A 14,714-nucleotide genomic window follows, 5' to 3' on the forward strand; every position below is an offset into this window, starting at 1 on the left:
GCGGCACGGCTCAGGGGTGCCGGCGGAGTGGGGACAGGACGATCGGGATCCAGCTCAGGGCCATGATCAGGGCGCCGGCCCACAACGCGGAGCGGCCGCCCACAACCACGGCCCCCGGTCCATGAACGGAATCAGGAGGGAGGCGGGCGCGGTGGCCAGGCTGACGAGCCAGGTGGCCCGCCCGGTGCCGAGGCGGCGGCCGATCAGGTGGGCGGACGACGAGCCCGCCAGCAGGCCGAGCCCGCCGACGGCGAGGTAGGCGCCCAGCACCCACTCCGGGTAGCCGAGTCGCTCGACGATGAGGACCGGCAGCAGCACCGAGCAGAGCGGGAAGGCCAGGTTGGCCATCGTGCCCTGGGCCAGGGCCGCCACGAGAACCTGGTTTCCGAAGAGAAAACGTACCCCGGCCGAGATCTGCCCTCTGATCGGCTCACGGGCAGGCGAGACCGCCATCAGGGGTTCGGGGACGCCGCGGAGACAGAGCGCCGACCACAGGTAGCTCAGCGCGTCCATGAGGATCGCCACCGGCGCCCCCGCGACCTGCACCAACACTCCGGCCGTGCTCCGTCCGGCCATGTCCATGCCCGCGCCCATCCCCACCAGCAGCGAGTTGGCCGACGTCAGCCGCTCGCGCCCCACCAGCCCGGGTACGAGGCTCAGCGACGCCACGTCGAACAGCAGCGTCCCCATGCCCACCAGGACCGCCACCGCGTACAGATGTCCCATGGACAACCACCCGCCCCACCACGCCACCGGCACCGACAGCAGCACCGCCGCCCGCAGCACGTCGGTGGCGATCATCACGGGCCGTCGTCGCACCCGGTCCACCCAGGCTCCGGCGGGCAGTCCCACCAGCAGCACCGTGAGGGTGCCGAGCGCCGACAGCAGCCCGACCTCGCCGGCCCCCGCGCCCAGCGTGGTCACGGCGAGCAGGGGGAGCGCGACGTAGGTGATCTGGCTGCCGAACTGGCTGACCGCACTGGCGACGAAGAGGTTGCGAAACCCGCGAGAGCGCAGCAGCGGCTCGTCCATCAGAGTTGCTGACATGTCCGCAAGAGTGCTGAGATGCGGATAAAGCGCGCTATTGATTAAGTGACGAGCGAATCCAATGACCCTGGACCTGACGTTCACCGCCGACGACATCGCCAACACCCGCTTCGCCATCTCGCCGCTCGGTGAGGTGGTGGCCAGCGTCCGGGTGGTGAAGGATCCGCCGGCGCACCCGCTCCTGCGCCGCTGGGCCGACCAGGTACGCCGTCGCCTCCAGGACGTCGACTGGCGGTTGCTGGCCGACCTCGTCCCCGTGCCGACCGTCGTGATCGCCGGCTTCACCTGCACTCCGCCCTCGACGTCCATGCCGGACCTGGACCTCGAACTCGCCACGATGCGGGGCGCGGCCGACCGGGTGCGCTCAGACCTGGACGAGATTCCCGGTCCACGGCCGAAACAGGTCCAGGCGCTCTATGACGACCCGGAACAGGGGCTCGAACGCCTGGCGGAGGAGGTCGGGAACTACTGGCGGGCCGCGATGGCCCCGTACTGGCCGAGGATCAGGGCACTGCTGGAGGGCGAGATCCTCTACCGGGCCAAGCTGCTCGCCGAGGGCGGCGCCCGGCGCATGCTGGCGGATCTCGACGACGCCGTCACCTGGGAGAACGGGACGCTTCGGGTCCGGCACCGCCACACGTCGGGTGCCCGCTCGCTGCGCGGGCTGGGGCTGCTGCTGGTGCCTTCCGTGTTCGTCTCGCCGAGGGTCTTCACCGTCACCACGCCGCCGTACCAGCCGACCGTCCGCTATCCGGCGCGCGGCATCGCCACGCTCTGGGAACGCCGCGAGCTGGACCCGCCAGAAGCCCTGGCCGCCGTACTCGGCAGGACGCGCGCCCGGCTGCTGGCCGAGCTCGGCCAGCCCGCCTCCACGCGCGAGCTGGCCCGGCGCGCCGGCCTCTCCGAGCCCGGCGTCAATCAGCATCTCACCGCGCTGCGCAAGGCAGGGTTGTGCTCGGCGCACCGTACGGGGAGATATGTCCTGTACGCCCGCACGGCGATCGCCGAAGCCCTCCTCGAAGGCCGTCACCAGGGCGCCTCAAACCGTGGTTGACACGCCATCAACCCACAGTTGACAAAGAGATACGGCAATTCCACCCGTGGGTTGACGACATCCTCCAACCATACTGAATAGATTTTACGAGCAACAAGAACTTGATGCGCTACGGAAAAGGATAATTCCGCTGAACGGCCTGATCTCTTGAAGACGGGGGTGCTGAATGGACGTTCTGGATCCTGCCAAGGTTGATGACATTCTTGCGCGGTCTGCTGGTGAGATGGTTTCTCTTGATGTGCTGAGGTGTGGGGATTCTCCTCGGTTGTCGGGGCAGGACGCGGGTCATGTGGATGTTCTGGTTGGTGTGGAGGTCGGGTTGCCGCCGGTTCTGGTGTGCCGGCGGACGATGCGGGTGATCGATGGCGTGCATCGGGTGCTGGCCGCGCGGTTGCGGGGTGATGCGGAGATCGAGGTGTGTTTCTTCGATGGTGATCAGCGGGAGGCTTTTGTTGTCGCGGTGCTGGCGAATGCGGCGCATGGGTTGCCGTTGTCGTTGGCGGATCGGTCTGCTGCGGCGACGCGGATTCTGGAGTTTTATCCGGAGTGGTCGGACCGGGCCATTGCTCGTATTACGGGATTGGCGGCGCCGACGGTGGGGGCGATTCGCAGGCGTGCGACTGTGAGTTTTGATCGGTTGAACGGCCGGGTGGGTCGTGATGGCAGGGTGCGCCCGTTGTCGACGGCTGAGGGGCGGATGCAGGCGGTTCGGTTGCTGGCGGACAGGCCGGACGCTTCGTTGCGGGAGATCGCGCGGGAGAGTGGGATCTCGGTGGGGACGGCGCGTGATGTGCGCCGGAGACTGGCGGAGGGGCAGGATCCGGTGCCGTTGAACCAGCGCAGGCCACCAGGGCCTGGTCTTTCTCCGGAGGCGGTGCTGGAACGGCTCTGCCGCGATCCGTCGTTGCGATTCAGTGAGACAGGGCGGGTGTTGTTGCGCTGGCTCACCACGCAGGTCAAGGACGTCGACAGGGGCAAGGACTTCGTCGACCTGGTGCCACCACACTCCACGACCCTGGTCGTGGAGGCCGCGCGGGGGCTGGCACACAGGTGGGAACGCTTCGCCAACGAGATGGAGCGCCGCCTCTCCTCCACCTCGGAAAGCGCCTGAGTGAACAGGGTCACTCGGCGATCGGGACGTTGGCGAACCGGCCGAAGCGCCCGGCGTCGAAGGTGACGGCCTTGACGCCGGGCGGCGGCGCGGGCACGTAGAAGAATCCGCGGTTGACCGTTCCTACGTCGGTGTTGAACACCGCCCAGCCAGGGTCCACGGCCATCAGGTTGAGCCGCGCCTCGCCCCAGTTCTCCGGGCCGATGCGGACCCGCATGTAGCGGACGTTCGTGGCAGGGTCCAGAACGGTGAACTCCTCGAACCTGCCGAAGTTGCCATAGTCGTCCACCTCGACGAGGTTGCCCGCGAGGTTGGTGATCTCGAAGACCGCCACCAGGTAGCCGCCGTCCCGGTAGAACGGCTTGACGTCCATGCGCCGTGCCTTCCTGGTGCCGAACGAGTCCTTCCACTCGTTCGTACGGCTGGCGACGGTGCCGCCGTCACTGGGGCGGAACGCCGCCGGCTGCCCCTCGGCCCCGCCGACCTGCTCGTGCTGCCCGCCGGAGGCGGTCGCGGTTCCCGGGGTCCGCTGCCTGATCTGGTAGGAGACCTCGACCCGGCGGTTCTTCTGGCGGGCCTGCTCGTCGTCGGCGCCGCCCTCCTCGGCGACCGGCTCGGTCTCGCCCTTGCCTTCGGCCTCATACCGGTACTCCGCGCCCAGCCGGGTCCGCAGTTCTTCGAGCACCGTCTGGGCACGCTGCCGCGACAGGCGGATGTTGTAGTCGCCGGTGCCCTTGCCGTCGGTGTGGCCCTCGATGCGGATCGGCGGCTTGGCCGGGTCAGCCTTCGCCTTGGTCTCGGCCGCGACGCCGTCCAGCACCTGTGCGGCCTTGTCCGACAGCTTGGCGCTGTCGAAGTCGAACAGCACGTCGGTACGCAACCCGACCTCCTGCTCCTTGCCGCTGGTCGTGGTCACCTTCACCGGATCCTCGACGATCCCGAACAGGTCGTACACCCCGCCGCTGACCTCGCCCTGCGGGGTGCGGATCGGCAGGGTGGCGGTGCCGGCACCGGCCGAGGCCGTGCTGGCGTCTATGACGGGGACGCCGGTGAATTCACCGGCGGTGCTCGGGGTGAGTACCGTCAGGGTCTTCACGCCCTCGGGGATCGGCGGGAAGTGCAGTTCCGCGTCGTACGTCACGCCCGGCTCGGCGGAGCGCACGGAAGGATCGCTGCCCACGGAGTCGTCGCGCTCGTCGTACAGAGGCGTGTATCCCTTGTGGCCGACCGGGTCGATCAGCTTGAAGTCGAAGTTGCCCGTGCTCGCGGCCGAGGTGGGGAAGTCGATGGACGCCAACCCCTTTTCCAGGTTGGTCAGCGTGAAGCGCAGCACGGACTCCTCCGGACGGCGCTCGATGCGCAGCATCTCCAGGCGCAGCCGCTTGGTGGAGAGGGCGGCCGTCGCCACCTTGACCAGCCGGTCGGACGGCTGGGCCGTCTGAGCTGGGGAAGCGGCCGGGCTGCTACGTCGCTGACTGGACGGCCTGTCCGGTTCGACACCGCTACAGCCGGCGAGCAGGACCAATGAGGCGACGACGCCGGCGCAGAGGACGCGGCGGAAACGCAAGATGCAACTCCTCGTGCTGGATTGTCGTGCCACTCCCCTGGGCACAGTGACGCGCTCATTCCTGAGCGCAGGGGAACCGTATCGCCACCGTCGTCCGATATGCACGTGTTCATGCTGGTGCCGTCCTCGTGGGCAGCGGCCCGGCGGTTACGCTTCGGCGAATGGACATAGTTTTCCCGCCCAAGCTGAAGAGGGGCGACGTCATACGGGTGGTGGCACCGGCCAGGTCCCGCGCGATGGTGACAGAGCACGACCACACCGGCATCATCGAAGCCCGTTTCGCCGATCTCGGCCTGAGACTGACCTACGGGCTCCATGTCGATGAACGGGACGCCTTCGACTCCTCCAGCGTCGCCTCTCGGGTCGCCGATCTGCACAATGCGTTCGCGGACCCCTCGGTGGCAGCGGTCATGACGGTTATCGGCGGCTACAACGGCAACGAACTCCTGCCATTCCTGGACTGGGAACTGATCCGCGCCAACCCGAAGATCCTGTGCGGGTACTCCGACATCACAGCCCTGCAGAACGCCATTCTTGCCCGTGCCGGGCTGGTCACCTATTCGGGGCCGCACTGGTCGACGTTCGGAATGCGCGACCATTTCGAGCAGATCCTGCGGTGGTTCACCGACGTCGTGTTCGGCGCCGATCCGATCGCCCTGACTCCGGCGGCCGAGTGGAGCGACGATCTGTGGTTCCTCGACCAGGACAAGCGCGACCTGATCCGCAATGAGGGATGGTGGCCGATCCGGCCCGGCAGTGCCGAAGGGAGAATCGTCGGCGGCAATCTGTGCACCCTCAACCTGCTGCAGGGCACGCCATACATGCCCTCTCTCGACGGCACGATCCTGATCGTCGAGGACGACTTCGAATCGCATCCGGAGACCTTCGCCCGGGACCTGACCTCCCTGCTCCAACTTCCCGACGCCGCCGGCGTCCGGGGGCTGGCGATCGGACGTTTCCAGAAGGCGAGCCGCATGACTCGCCCGCTGCTGGAACAGATCATCGCCACCCAGCCGGCTCTGACAGGTGTTCCCGTGCTCGCCAACATCGACGTCGGCCACACCTATCCCTTGGCCACGTTCCCGATCGGGGGCACAGCCCGGTTGACCGTCGACGGCGACAGGTCCGACCTGACCTTGCGACGCCACTGACGCGGCCACGCTCGCTTTTCACCGCGTGCGGGTGGGCGGAGGCGCCGCTGAAGATTTTCTCCTGACCGGCGATGAGTTCGGCGACTTGGCGGGGTTGTACCGGTGTCTGGACCGATACGACATTCGGAGGCCAAGTCATGCCGCTCACCGACAACACGGTCATGATCTACGGCGGGGGAGAACATGACTGAGCACCAAACCGCCACCGCGCCCACGATCCGGGGCCGCGCCCTGAACATCACGCTGTGGGTGCTCCAGGCGTTCTTGGCGTTCACGTTCGCCTCCGCCGGATATTCCAAGCTCAGCGCCGACCCGGCGCAGGTTGAACTCTTCGCGAACATCGGCGTCGGCCAATGGCTTCGCTATTCGACCGGCGTGCTGGAAATCGCCGGGGCGGTCGGCGTTCTCATTCCATTGTCGTCCGGGCTTGCCGCCTTCGGGCTGGCCGGGATCATGGCGGGCGCGATCGCGATCACCGTGTTCGTCGTACCCGAAAATCCGTGGGCTCCTCCGCTCGGCTTTCTCGCGCTGAGTCTGTTCGTCGCCGCGGGGCGATGGTCGCGAACCAACGCATTGATCGGCACGTTCAAGCTCCGTTGAAAGTGAAACAGAAGGACAGGTGACACGATGTTGCTGAAGGACAAGACGGCCGTGGTCTACGGGGCCGCAGGCGCGATCGGCGGTGCGGTGGCCCGCGCGTTCGCGCGCGAGGGAGCCGTCGTCTACCTCGCAGGGCGCACGAAAAGCAGGCTCGACACAGTCGCCGACGACATCCGAGCCGGCGGCGGCCTGGCGCACACCACGGAACTGGACGCCCTGCACGAGCAGGCCATCGACCAGTTCGTCGACACGGTGGTCGCCGCGACCGGGCGCCTGGACATCTCGTTCAACGCCATCGGCATCGAGGACGTCCAGCAGTCGCTGAGCGAGATCGCGCTCGACGACTTCCTCCAACCGATCATGATCGCGATGTGTACCCAGTTCTTGACGACCAGGGCGGCGACCCGGCACATGGTCAGTCGTGGATCAGGGGTGATCCTCGCGTTCGGCGGCGGCGACGAGTCCACGCTGCCGGGGCTGGGCGGCTTCAAGGTGGCCCTCGACGCGATCGAAGGACATCGCCGGCAGTGGGCGTGCGAACTGGGCCGGCACGGCATCCGATTCGTCACGCTGAAGACCGGCGGAGTTCCGGAAACCATCCCGGCGGACTTCCCCGGCCGTGACGCCATCGTCGCGAGCCTGGAGGAGTCCGCTCTCCTGCCCGGCGCGGCGACGCTGGCGGACGTGGGAAACGTGGCCGCGTTCGTCGCCTCCGACCAGGCCCGCACCATCACCGCCACCCAAATCAACATCTCCTGCGGCGCCATGATGGACTGACGACCTCATGCGGCCGCTGGAGCAGGTGCTTCGGTCAGGACGCACGATCTTCGGGGCCGGAATCGTCGCCGTGGGGGAGCCCTTCGAGCTCGCGTATCCGCTCGATCATCCCGGTGATCGTCTCCAGGCTTTTGGTCGACAGCCCGGAGGCACGCAGCGCCAGTTGCCGGACGGGCGCGTCTCGCAGGGCACTGAGCAACTCGAGCTCGGCGTCGATCCGCTCGGTTGCCTCGTCGTCGAAGAAATAGGCGGGGGGCACGCCGAAGAAGCCGGCGAGCGCTTCCAGGTGACGCTTGGTGGGGTTGTCCCGAATGCCCTTGCGAAGCTGCCAGACGTAGGTGGCGGAGATGGTCGGCCCGCCTCGGCTCCGGATGGCTTCTGCGACCTCTTCGAAGCTGTACTCGCCGCCGGCGCGGGGGTGGACCGTCTGAAACAGATGGTTGAGCTTCGCGGCGAGGGTCCGCTCGCCGCCGTCGCCCTCGGGCATCGGCCCCCCCTACGACATAACCCCTGGCAGGGGCACGACCCTGAAAGCCGATGTTACCAGGGCGTCAACTCACGTTGAGGCGTCGCAGGCATTGGAGTGCGCCTCAGTTGACGCCGTTGCAATCTTACGCTTATGCTGACAGTAAGGACATAAACTGAGATAAATGAATGAATGGCGATGCGTTTATGTTCCAAGCCGGCTCTTGATCGACGGGGTGTTCGGATTCGAGAGACTGCGTGCTTCTGCCGCCCGGGCGGGCGTGGTCATAGGTTCGGCTTGACCATTTGAAGACGGGGGTGCTGAATGGACGTTCTGGATCCTGCCAAGGTTGATGACATTCTTGCGCGGTCTGCTGGTGAGATGGTTTCTCTTGATGTGCTGAGGTGCGGGGATTCTCCTCGGTTGTCGGGGCAGGACGCGGGTCATGTGGATGTTCTGGTCGGTGTGGAGGTCGGGTTGCCGCCGGTTCTGGTGTGCCGGCGGACGATGCGGGTGATCGATGGCGTGCATCGGGTGCTGGCCGCGCGGTTGCGGGGTGATGCGGAGATCGAGGTGTGTTTCTTCGATGGTGATCAGCGGGAGGCTTTTGTTGTCGCGGTGCTGGCGAATGCGGCGCATGGGTTGCCGTTGACGTTGGCGGATCGGACTGCTGCGGCGACGCGGATTCTGGAGTTTTATCCGGAGTGGTCGGACCGCGCCATCGCTCGTATTACGGGATTGGCGGCGCCGACGGTGGGGGCGATCCGCAGGCGGGCGAGTTTTGATCGCCCGGACAGCCGGGTGGGTCGTGATGGCAGGGTACGTCCGTTGACGACCGCTGAGGGGCGCAGGCAGGCGGTTCGGCTGCTGGCGGACAGACCGGACGCTTCGTTGCGGCAGATCGCGCGGGAGAGCGGGATCTCGGTGGGGACGGCGCGCGATGTACGGCGAAGGCTGGCGGAGGGGCAGGACCCGGTGCCGTTGAACCAGCGAGGGCCGCGCGGGCCGTCGCGGCGTGGTCTTTCTCCGGAGCGGCGTTCGCCGGAGGCGGTGCTGGAACGGCTCTGCCGCGATCCGTCATTGCGTTCCAGCGAGACAGGGCGGGTCATGTTGCGCTGGCTCACCACGCAGGTCAAAGACGTCGACAGGGGCAAGGACTTCGTCGACCTGGTGCCACCGCACTCCACGATCCTGATCGTGGAGGCCGCCCGGGGGCTCGCGCACAGGTGGGAACGCTTCGCCAACGAGGTGGAGCGCCGCCTCACCTCCACCTCGGAAAGCGCCTGAGCGAGTTGCCCGCAGCGATCACCCACATCCCGGGGCTCCTCCGGTTCGTAAATTCGCGTTCTACACCGTCGCATTGACGGCCGAGCCCGCCGCGGCCCGCTCCGGCGTGACGTGGCGGCGCCGGGTCGGCAGCCCGAGCATCGGGTTGGCGACGCCCCAGGCCGCGCCCTTGCAGACCAGTTCCTTGTAGACGGCGGCGAGCCGGCCGGTCAGGACCGCCCGCACGGCGCGGTCGTCGGCGGTGACGTACTGGATCAGGCCCTCCTTGCGGCCCAGCGAGATGCACTGGTTGAAGTAGCGGAGCGGCGCGTTCGGGAGCTTCCCGCCGGTCAGGCGGGCCGCGATCGTGTCGGCGGCCTGCCACGCGGTCGGAGTGCCCGATGCGCACGACATCCGCAGCGGCTTGTCCCCAGGGCCCATCACCATGGCCGCGTCGCCGATGGCGTACACGTCCGGGTGTGAGACCGAGCGCATCGTCCCGTCGACCACGATCTGGCCGGTGCCGGTGACCTCCAGGGCGGTCGCCTTCGCGATCGGGTGGACCGTGAAGCCGGTGGTCCACACGGTGACCTCGGCCGGGATGGCCTCGCCGTCGGCGGTGGCGACGCGGTCGGCTTCGACACCGGTGACGGCGGTGTGCTCGTGCACGTTGATCCCGAGCTTGCCGAACACCTTCCGCAGGTGCTCGCGGCCCTTGGGGGAGAGCCAGTCGCCGAGGCCGTCGCGGGCGGCGAGGGCGACGTCGAGGTCCGGACGCGCCTCGGCGATCTCGGTCGCGGCCTCCAGACCGGTGAGGCCGCCGCCGACGACGACCACGCTCTGCCCGGCGTCGAGGCGGGCCAGGCGCTCACGCAGCCGAAGTGCTCCGGGGCGGCTGGCGATCTCATAGGCGTGCTCGGCGGTCCCGGGGACGCCTTGGGCGTCCCAGCCGCTGCCGAGGGCGTAGACGAGCGTGTCGTAGGCGAGTTCTTCTGCGCCGGGCTCGGGCGCGATGGGGGTGGTGCCGGGCTCGGGCGCGGTCGGGGTGGTGCCGGAGCCGTTCGTGTTGATGACGGCGACGGTTTTGCGGTTGACGTCCACGCCGGTGACCTTCGCGAACTTCAATCGCACGCCCGTGTCCGCGAACATCTCGCTGAATGGCCGGGGCCTGAGGTCCTGGCCGGTAGCCACCTGGTGCATGCGGACGCGTTCGACGAAGTCGGGCTCGGCGTTGACGAGGGTGATGGCGACGTCCTCGCGGCGCAGCCGCCTGGCGAGGCGGCCGGCGGCGATGGCTCCGGTGTATCCGGCTCCGAGGACGACGATGCGGTGCCTCATTTCCCTGCTCCTATCTTGCGCGGGTTTGCCCCTTGAACCGGACGGCCCGCGATTTCCTGACAGGAACACGATGTGAAGCGCCTCACACAGGGATCAGAAGGCGTTGAACAGCGGCTCCCCGTGGTCGGCGGCCGCCCAGCGCGCGGTCGCGCGTTCGAGTTTGTCGGGGTTGACCTGGCTGCGGAACGCGGTGATGCCCTCGGCGGTGACCTCCAGGCACATGACGCCGACGACCCGGCCGTCCACGGTGGCGACGACGGCGGGGTCGCCGTTGGCGGTCCAGGCGTAGACCTCGGGCGCGCCGCCGATCAGGGCGCGCTTGGCCTGGCTGGGTTTGAACAGTCCCCACAGGAACTTCGCGACCGCGACGGCGCCCTCGAACGGCTTGGCGCGGGCCGGGACCTTCCCGCCGCCGTCGCCGATCGAGATGGCGTCCTGGGTGAGCAGGCGTACGAGTGGCTCGATCTGGCCGCTGGTGGCGGCCGTCAGGAACTCCTCGACGATCCGCCGGGCGGCGGCCTCGTCGATCTCGGCACGGGCCTTGCCGTCCGCGACGTGCTTCTTGGCGCGGTGGAAGATCTGCTGGCTGGTGGCCTCGGTGATGTCGAGGATGTGGGCGATCTCCCGGTGCGGGTATGCGAAGGCCTCCCGCAGCACGTACACCGCCCGTTCGTTGGGGGACAGGCGCTCCATGAGGGTGAGGACCGCGTACGAGACCGATTCGCGCTGCTCGGCGGTGTCGGCCGGGCCGAGCATCGGGTCACCGGCGAGCAGCGGCTCGGGAAGCCACCGGCCCACATACGTCTCGTGGCGCGCCCGCGCGGAGGTGAGCTGGTTGAGACACAGGTTGGTGAGGACCTTCGTCAGCCAGGCCTCGGGCACCTCGATGCGGTCGACGTCGGCGGCATGCCAGCGCAGGAACGTCTCCTGCACGGCGTCCTCGGCCTCCCCGGCGGAGCCGAGAAGGCGGTAGGCGATGGCCTCCAGTCGCGGCCTGGAGGCCTCGAACCGGTCGACGTCGTTCGCGGTCAGGGGCATGGCCCGAGCCTAGCCGCGCGTCGCGAATCGGCGGTCAGCAGGCGGTAACGGTGGACAGAATATATAGATCGGTCTACTCTCGTGTTCGTGGCAATCAAAGGGGAGCAGACGCGGACGAGGTTGATCAACGCCGCGCGCACGCTGGTCGAGGAGCGGGGCTACTTCGGGGCCGGGCTCAACGAGGTGACCGAGGCCGGCAAGGCCCCACGGGGGTCGCTGTACCACCATTTCCCCCATGGCAAGGACCAGCTGATCGCGGAGGCTCTCACCGTCTCCGGCCAGGAGATCGCCGAACTCATCCGTACCCTTTCCGAGACCGCCCCCAATACCGGCGCGCTGGTCGAGGCCGTGCTGGACGCGCTGGCCGACCGCATGGAGCAGGCCGGCTACGCCAAGGGCTGTCCGATCGCCACGGTCGCTCTGGAGGTCGCGGCCACCAACGACGCGCTGCAGAGAATCTGCGCCGACGCCTACGGCGACTGGCAACGGGCGCTCGCGGATCGTCTCGTCGCCGACGGCCACGCTCCCGACCGTGCCGAGGGCCTGGCCTGGTCTCTGCTCGCCCTGGTCGAGGGGGCGCTGGTTCTGGCCCGCGCGCAGCGAAGCCGGATCCCCATCGACCGGGTGCGAGAGTCCGCGCGGGCGCTTCTCAAAGTCTGAGAGGCATCCACTCGGAGGCGCATACGTCTGCGCCAAGAATATGTAGATCGGTCTATTTTAAGAAGGACTTTCATGATCGAAGAGCCAGACACCTTGGTCGTCGGCGCGACCGGCCTTCTGGGCCGGTGGCTGGTGGCGGAGCTGCTCGCCCAAGGGCGATCGGTCGCCGCCACCGTCCGCGGCGGACCCGCTCGCGGGGACGAACTACGCACCTGGCTACGCGAACATGACATCGGCGAGCAGGCGCTCACTGTCGTCTCGGCCGACATCACTCAACCGGGACTCGGGCTCCTCCCTGAGGACCGGCGCCGGCTGAGCTCCGTCCGAGATGTTTTCAACACCGCCGGCCTGTACCGCTTCGGCCTGGGACGGGACGAGGCCCGGCGGGTCAACGTCGACGGCGCCATGAACGTCGCGCGCTGGGCCGCAACCCGGCAGCGCCTGCGGCGCCTGATCCAGATATCCGGATACCGGGTCGCAGGGGCGCACCCAGCCTCGGAGAACAGGCTCTATCGGCGTTACGGCGCCTATGAGGCGTCCAAACGCGAGGGCGACGCGATGGTACGGGCCTTCGCCGCGGCAGAGGGGATTCCTCTGACCGTGGTCAATCCGGCCGTCGTGATCGGGCACTCGATCACCGGCGAAGCCGAGCAGTACATCGGCCTGGCCGAGATGGTGGAGAACCTTTGGGCGGGACGGCTCCCGGCGCTGGCCGGCACCCGGCGCACGTTCGTTCCCGTGGTCACCGTCGATCACCTCGCCCGCTTCCTGACGGCCGTGCCCGAGTACGACCGCGGTCCCTACAGCGCCCACTACCTCCTTGACGACGCGACCCCCGAACTGCCCGAGCTGATCGCGCTCCTGGCGCGGCACCTCGGTCTGCGCGCGCCGCGCATGGTTGCGCCGACGGGCCTCGTACGACGACTGCCCCGCGCGCTCACCAGAACCGAACCCGAGACCCTGACCTTCCTGTCCGAGGACCGATACGACACCTCCTCGGCCGACGCACTGGCCGATGCCGCCGGGTTGAGCCACCCGCCGGTGAAGGAGGCTCTGCTCCGCTGGGCGGACCGGCTCGTCGCGGACCGGTTCGGCCGTGCCCGGCCGCCGGTGAAAGGCGGATTCCAGCGCGTCGGACAAACGCGGACCTACCTCGCCGGTGATCGCCTGTCCGCGGGGTACGTCCTGCTCCACGGCCTGCCCCTCACCGCCGAAGCCTGGCAGGGCGTCCTGCCGGAGCTGAACGGCACCGCGCTGGTGGCTGACCTGCCGGGGCTCGGGCGCTCGGCCCGATCCGCCGACGACCCCGCCGACTGGCTCGCCGAGCTGCTCGCTCCGCTACGGACCAGGCCGATCCTCGTCGGGCACTCGGCGGGCACCGCACCTGCCCTGCGCTACGCGCACGCCCACCCGGAACGGGTCACCGGCCTGGTTCTCCTGTCGCCCTACTTCCTCCAGCGGCGGCCGCGGTGGCACCTGCGCACCCCACCACTCGCCGGACCACTGCTACGGACCGCTTCACCCCGACTGCTCGGCAGGGCGTTGGTCGGCTCACACGAAACGGACATCCCCGCGCTGGACGACGCGGTCGCGCAGTTGCGGCGGCCGGGCGTCGCCCGGCGTACGGCGCGGTGGCTCGACCGAGCACAAAGTCAGACAGAACGTGCCGAGCTACGGACGCTGACAGCCACCTGCCCGGTGCCGGTTCACCTCGTCACCGGCGAGTTCGACCCGCTGATCGACGACCCCCTCGACGTTCCGGTGACGGTCGTCCCCGGAGCAGGCCACCACCCGCAACTCACCCATCCGAGCCACGTGGCCGCAGCTGTAAAGGATTGCTTGACATCCATGAGGGCGTAAAGGCATCCTTTACACATGGTCGACTCCCCCCAGACCCTCACCGCCCTGAGCAGCCTGCTGGCCGAGCAGGCCTCGGCGCTGGCCCAGGCAGTGGGCAGCCCGTTGGCGTCCCCTGCCTACCTCGACATGGTCCGGCGCGCTCAGGGCGTCGACGACCTGGCGGAACAGGTGCTCAAGCTGTGCGTGCAGCAGTGCAGGGACGCCGGCCACACCTGGCAGGAGATCGGAGACCTGCTCGGAGTCACCCGCCAAGCCGCCTTCCAGCGGTTCGGCAAGCCCATCGATCCCCGAACGGGAGAACCCATGGACAAGACAGTGCACATGACCGACGCCGCGGAGCGCGCGATCACGATCGTCACGGCGGTCCTCGAAGGACGCATGGACGAGGCCAGGCAGTCCTTCAACGCGCAGGTCCTGGAGGCTTTCACCGACGAGGTCCGGGGCAACGGCCTGGCCACGGTCGCCGGCATGGTCGGCGCGTTCGAGCGCTTCGGCGAGGGCGAGCCGTTCGTCCGCCGCATCGGCGATCGCACGGTCGTCGACATCCCGCTGCACTACGAGGCCGGCGACATGAAGGCCCGGGTCGCGTTCGACGCGGACGAGAAGGTCGCGGGCCTCGTCATCATCACCCCCGAAACCCCGTAAACCCTCATCCCTGAACCGGGCACTCGGCGCTCACCAACCAAAAGACGCCAAATAACCGGATATTGGTGACGAAAGCGTCGTAAGTCTGAATTTATCGGGTAAGCCCTCTTTCTGTAGCGGCCATGTATATGATC

The 14,714-nt window shown here is 68.2% G+C and carries 14 protein-coding genes; 9 read left to right on the top strand and 5 right to left on the bottom strand.

Annotated features, from left to right (window positions below):
• Nucleotides 1-66: 66 nt before the first annotated feature.
• A complete protein-coding gene (locus ACFOY2_RS49050; protein ID WP_379535052.1) occupies nucleotides 67-1,047 on the bottom strand; it encodes an MFS transporter in 981 nt (326 codons plus the stop codon).
• Nucleotides 1,048-1,108: 61 nt separating this feature from the next.
• Between ACFOY2_RS49050 and ACFOY2_RS49055 the strand changes: the two genes are divergently transcribed.
• Both ACFOY2_RS49055 and ACFOY2_RS49060 read left to right on the top strand, forming a co-directional pair.
• A complete protein-coding gene (locus ACFOY2_RS49055; protein WP_379535053.1) occupies nucleotides 1,109-2,101 on the top strand; it encodes an ArsR/SmtB family transcription factor in 993 nt (330 codons plus the stop codon).
• Nucleotides 2,102-2,267: 166 nt separating this feature from the next.
• Complete coding sequence (locus tag ACFOY2_RS49060; protein WP_379535054.1) at nucleotides 2,268-3,212, top strand: helix-turn-helix domain-containing protein; 945 nt, start codon at nucleotides 2,268-2,270, stop codon at nucleotides 3,210-3,212.
• Between the two features lie 10 nt (nucleotides 3,213-3,222).
• On the opposite strand, the gene ACFOY2_RS49065 is transcribed toward ACFOY2_RS49060, so the two are convergent.
• Nucleotides 3,223-4,779, bottom strand: coding sequence for an OmpA family protein (locus ACFOY2_RS49065; protein ID WP_379535055.1), 1,557 nt, complete (start codon nucleotides 4,777-4,779; stop codon nucleotides 3,223-3,225).
• A gap of 128 nt (nucleotides 4,780-4,907) precedes the next feature.
• Here ACFOY2_RS49065 and ACFOY2_RS49070 point away from each other — a divergent pair, with 128 nt between their 5' ends.
• The 3 genes from ACFOY2_RS49070 (at nucleotide 4,908) to ACFOY2_RS49080 (ending at nucleotide 7,307) form a co-directional block, all read left to right on the top strand.
• Nucleotides 4,908-5,930, top strand: a complete 1,023-nt coding sequence (locus ACFOY2_RS49070; protein ID WP_379535056.1) for a S66 family peptidase — start codon at nucleotides 4,908-4,910, stop codon at nucleotides 5,928-5,930.
• 249 nt (nucleotides 5,931-6,179) lie between these two features.
• Nucleotides 6,180-6,530 carry a DoxX family protein gene (locus ACFOY2_RS49075; protein WP_379535057.1) on the top strand — a complete coding sequence of 117 codons (351 nt, stop codon included), beginning with the start codon at nucleotides 6,180-6,182 and terminating at the stop codon, nucleotides 6,528-6,530.
• Nucleotides 6,531-6,557: 27 nt separating this feature from the next.
• The gene (locus ACFOY2_RS49080; protein WP_379535058.1) at nucleotides 6,558-7,307 is read left to right on the top strand and encodes an SDR family NAD(P)-dependent oxidoreductase; all 750 of its coding nucleotides are present in this window, start codon (nucleotides 6,558-6,560) and stop codon (nucleotides 7,305-7,307) included.
• 34 nt (nucleotides 7,308-7,341) lie between these two features.
• Here the strand turns inward: ACFOY2_RS49080 and ACFOY2_RS49085 are convergent, their stop codons facing one another.
• Nucleotides 7,342-7,794 carry a helix-turn-helix domain-containing protein gene (locus ACFOY2_RS49085; RefSeq protein WP_379535059.1) on the bottom strand — a complete coding sequence of 151 codons (453 nt, stop codon included), beginning with the start codon at nucleotides 7,792-7,794 and terminating at the stop codon, nucleotides 7,342-7,344.
• Between the two features lie 303 nt (nucleotides 7,795-8,097).
• Here ACFOY2_RS49085 and ACFOY2_RS49090 point away from each other — a divergent pair, with 303 nt between their 5' ends.
• Nucleotides 8,098-9,060: a helix-turn-helix domain-containing protein gene (locus ACFOY2_RS49090; protein ID WP_379535060.1), complete on the top strand. Its 963-nt coding sequence runs from the start codon at nucleotides 8,098-8,100 to the stop codon at nucleotides 9,058-9,060.
• A 60-nt stretch (nucleotides 9,061-9,120) separates the two neighbouring features.
• Here ACFOY2_RS49090 and ACFOY2_RS49095 read toward each other — a convergent pair whose 3' ends face one another.
• The gene (locus ACFOY2_RS49095; RefSeq protein WP_379535061.1) at nucleotides 9,121-10,377 is read right to left on the bottom strand and encodes an NAD(P)/FAD-dependent oxidoreductase; all 1,257 of its coding nucleotides are present in this window, start codon (nucleotides 10,375-10,377) and stop codon (nucleotides 9,121-9,123) included.
• A gap of 93 nt (nucleotides 10,378-10,470) precedes the next feature.
• Nucleotides 10,471-11,415: an RNA polymerase sigma-70 factor gene (locus ACFOY2_RS49100; protein WP_379535062.1), complete on the bottom strand. Its 945-nt coding sequence runs from the start codon at nucleotides 11,413-11,415 to the stop codon at nucleotides 10,471-10,473.
• 87 nt (nucleotides 11,416-11,502) lie between these two features.
• On the opposite strand from ACFOY2_RS49100, the gene ACFOY2_RS49105 reads away from it, so the two are divergent.
• The 3 genes from ACFOY2_RS49105 to ACFOY2_RS49115 all read left to right on the top strand — a co-directional run bounded on the left by ACFOY2_RS49105 (nucleotide 11,503) and on the right by ACFOY2_RS49115 (nucleotide 14,580).
• Nucleotides 11,503-12,075 carry a TetR/AcrR family transcriptional regulator gene (locus ACFOY2_RS49105; protein WP_379535063.1) on the top strand — a complete coding sequence of 191 codons (573 nt, stop codon included), beginning with the start codon at nucleotides 11,503-11,505 and terminating at the stop codon, nucleotides 12,073-12,075.
• A gap of 72 nt (nucleotides 12,076-12,147) precedes the next feature.
• Nucleotides 12,148-13,935, top strand: coding sequence for an alpha/beta fold hydrolase (locus ACFOY2_RS49110; RefSeq protein ID WP_379535064.1), 1,788 nt, complete (start codon nucleotides 12,148-12,150; stop codon nucleotides 13,933-13,935).
• 15 nt (nucleotides 13,936-13,950) lie between these two features.
• Entirely contained in the window at nucleotides 13,951-14,580 is a 630-nt protein-coding gene (locus tag ACFOY2_RS49115) for a DUF3887 domain-containing protein (RefSeq protein WP_379535065.1), read from the top strand.
• Nucleotides 14,581-14,714: the final 134 nt, after the last annotated feature.

This window comes from Nonomuraea purpurea, assembly GCF_042650645.1.
Classification (GTDB): Bacteria; Actinomycetota; Actinomycetes; order Streptosporangiales; family Streptosporangiaceae; genus Nonomuraea; species Nonomuraea purpurea.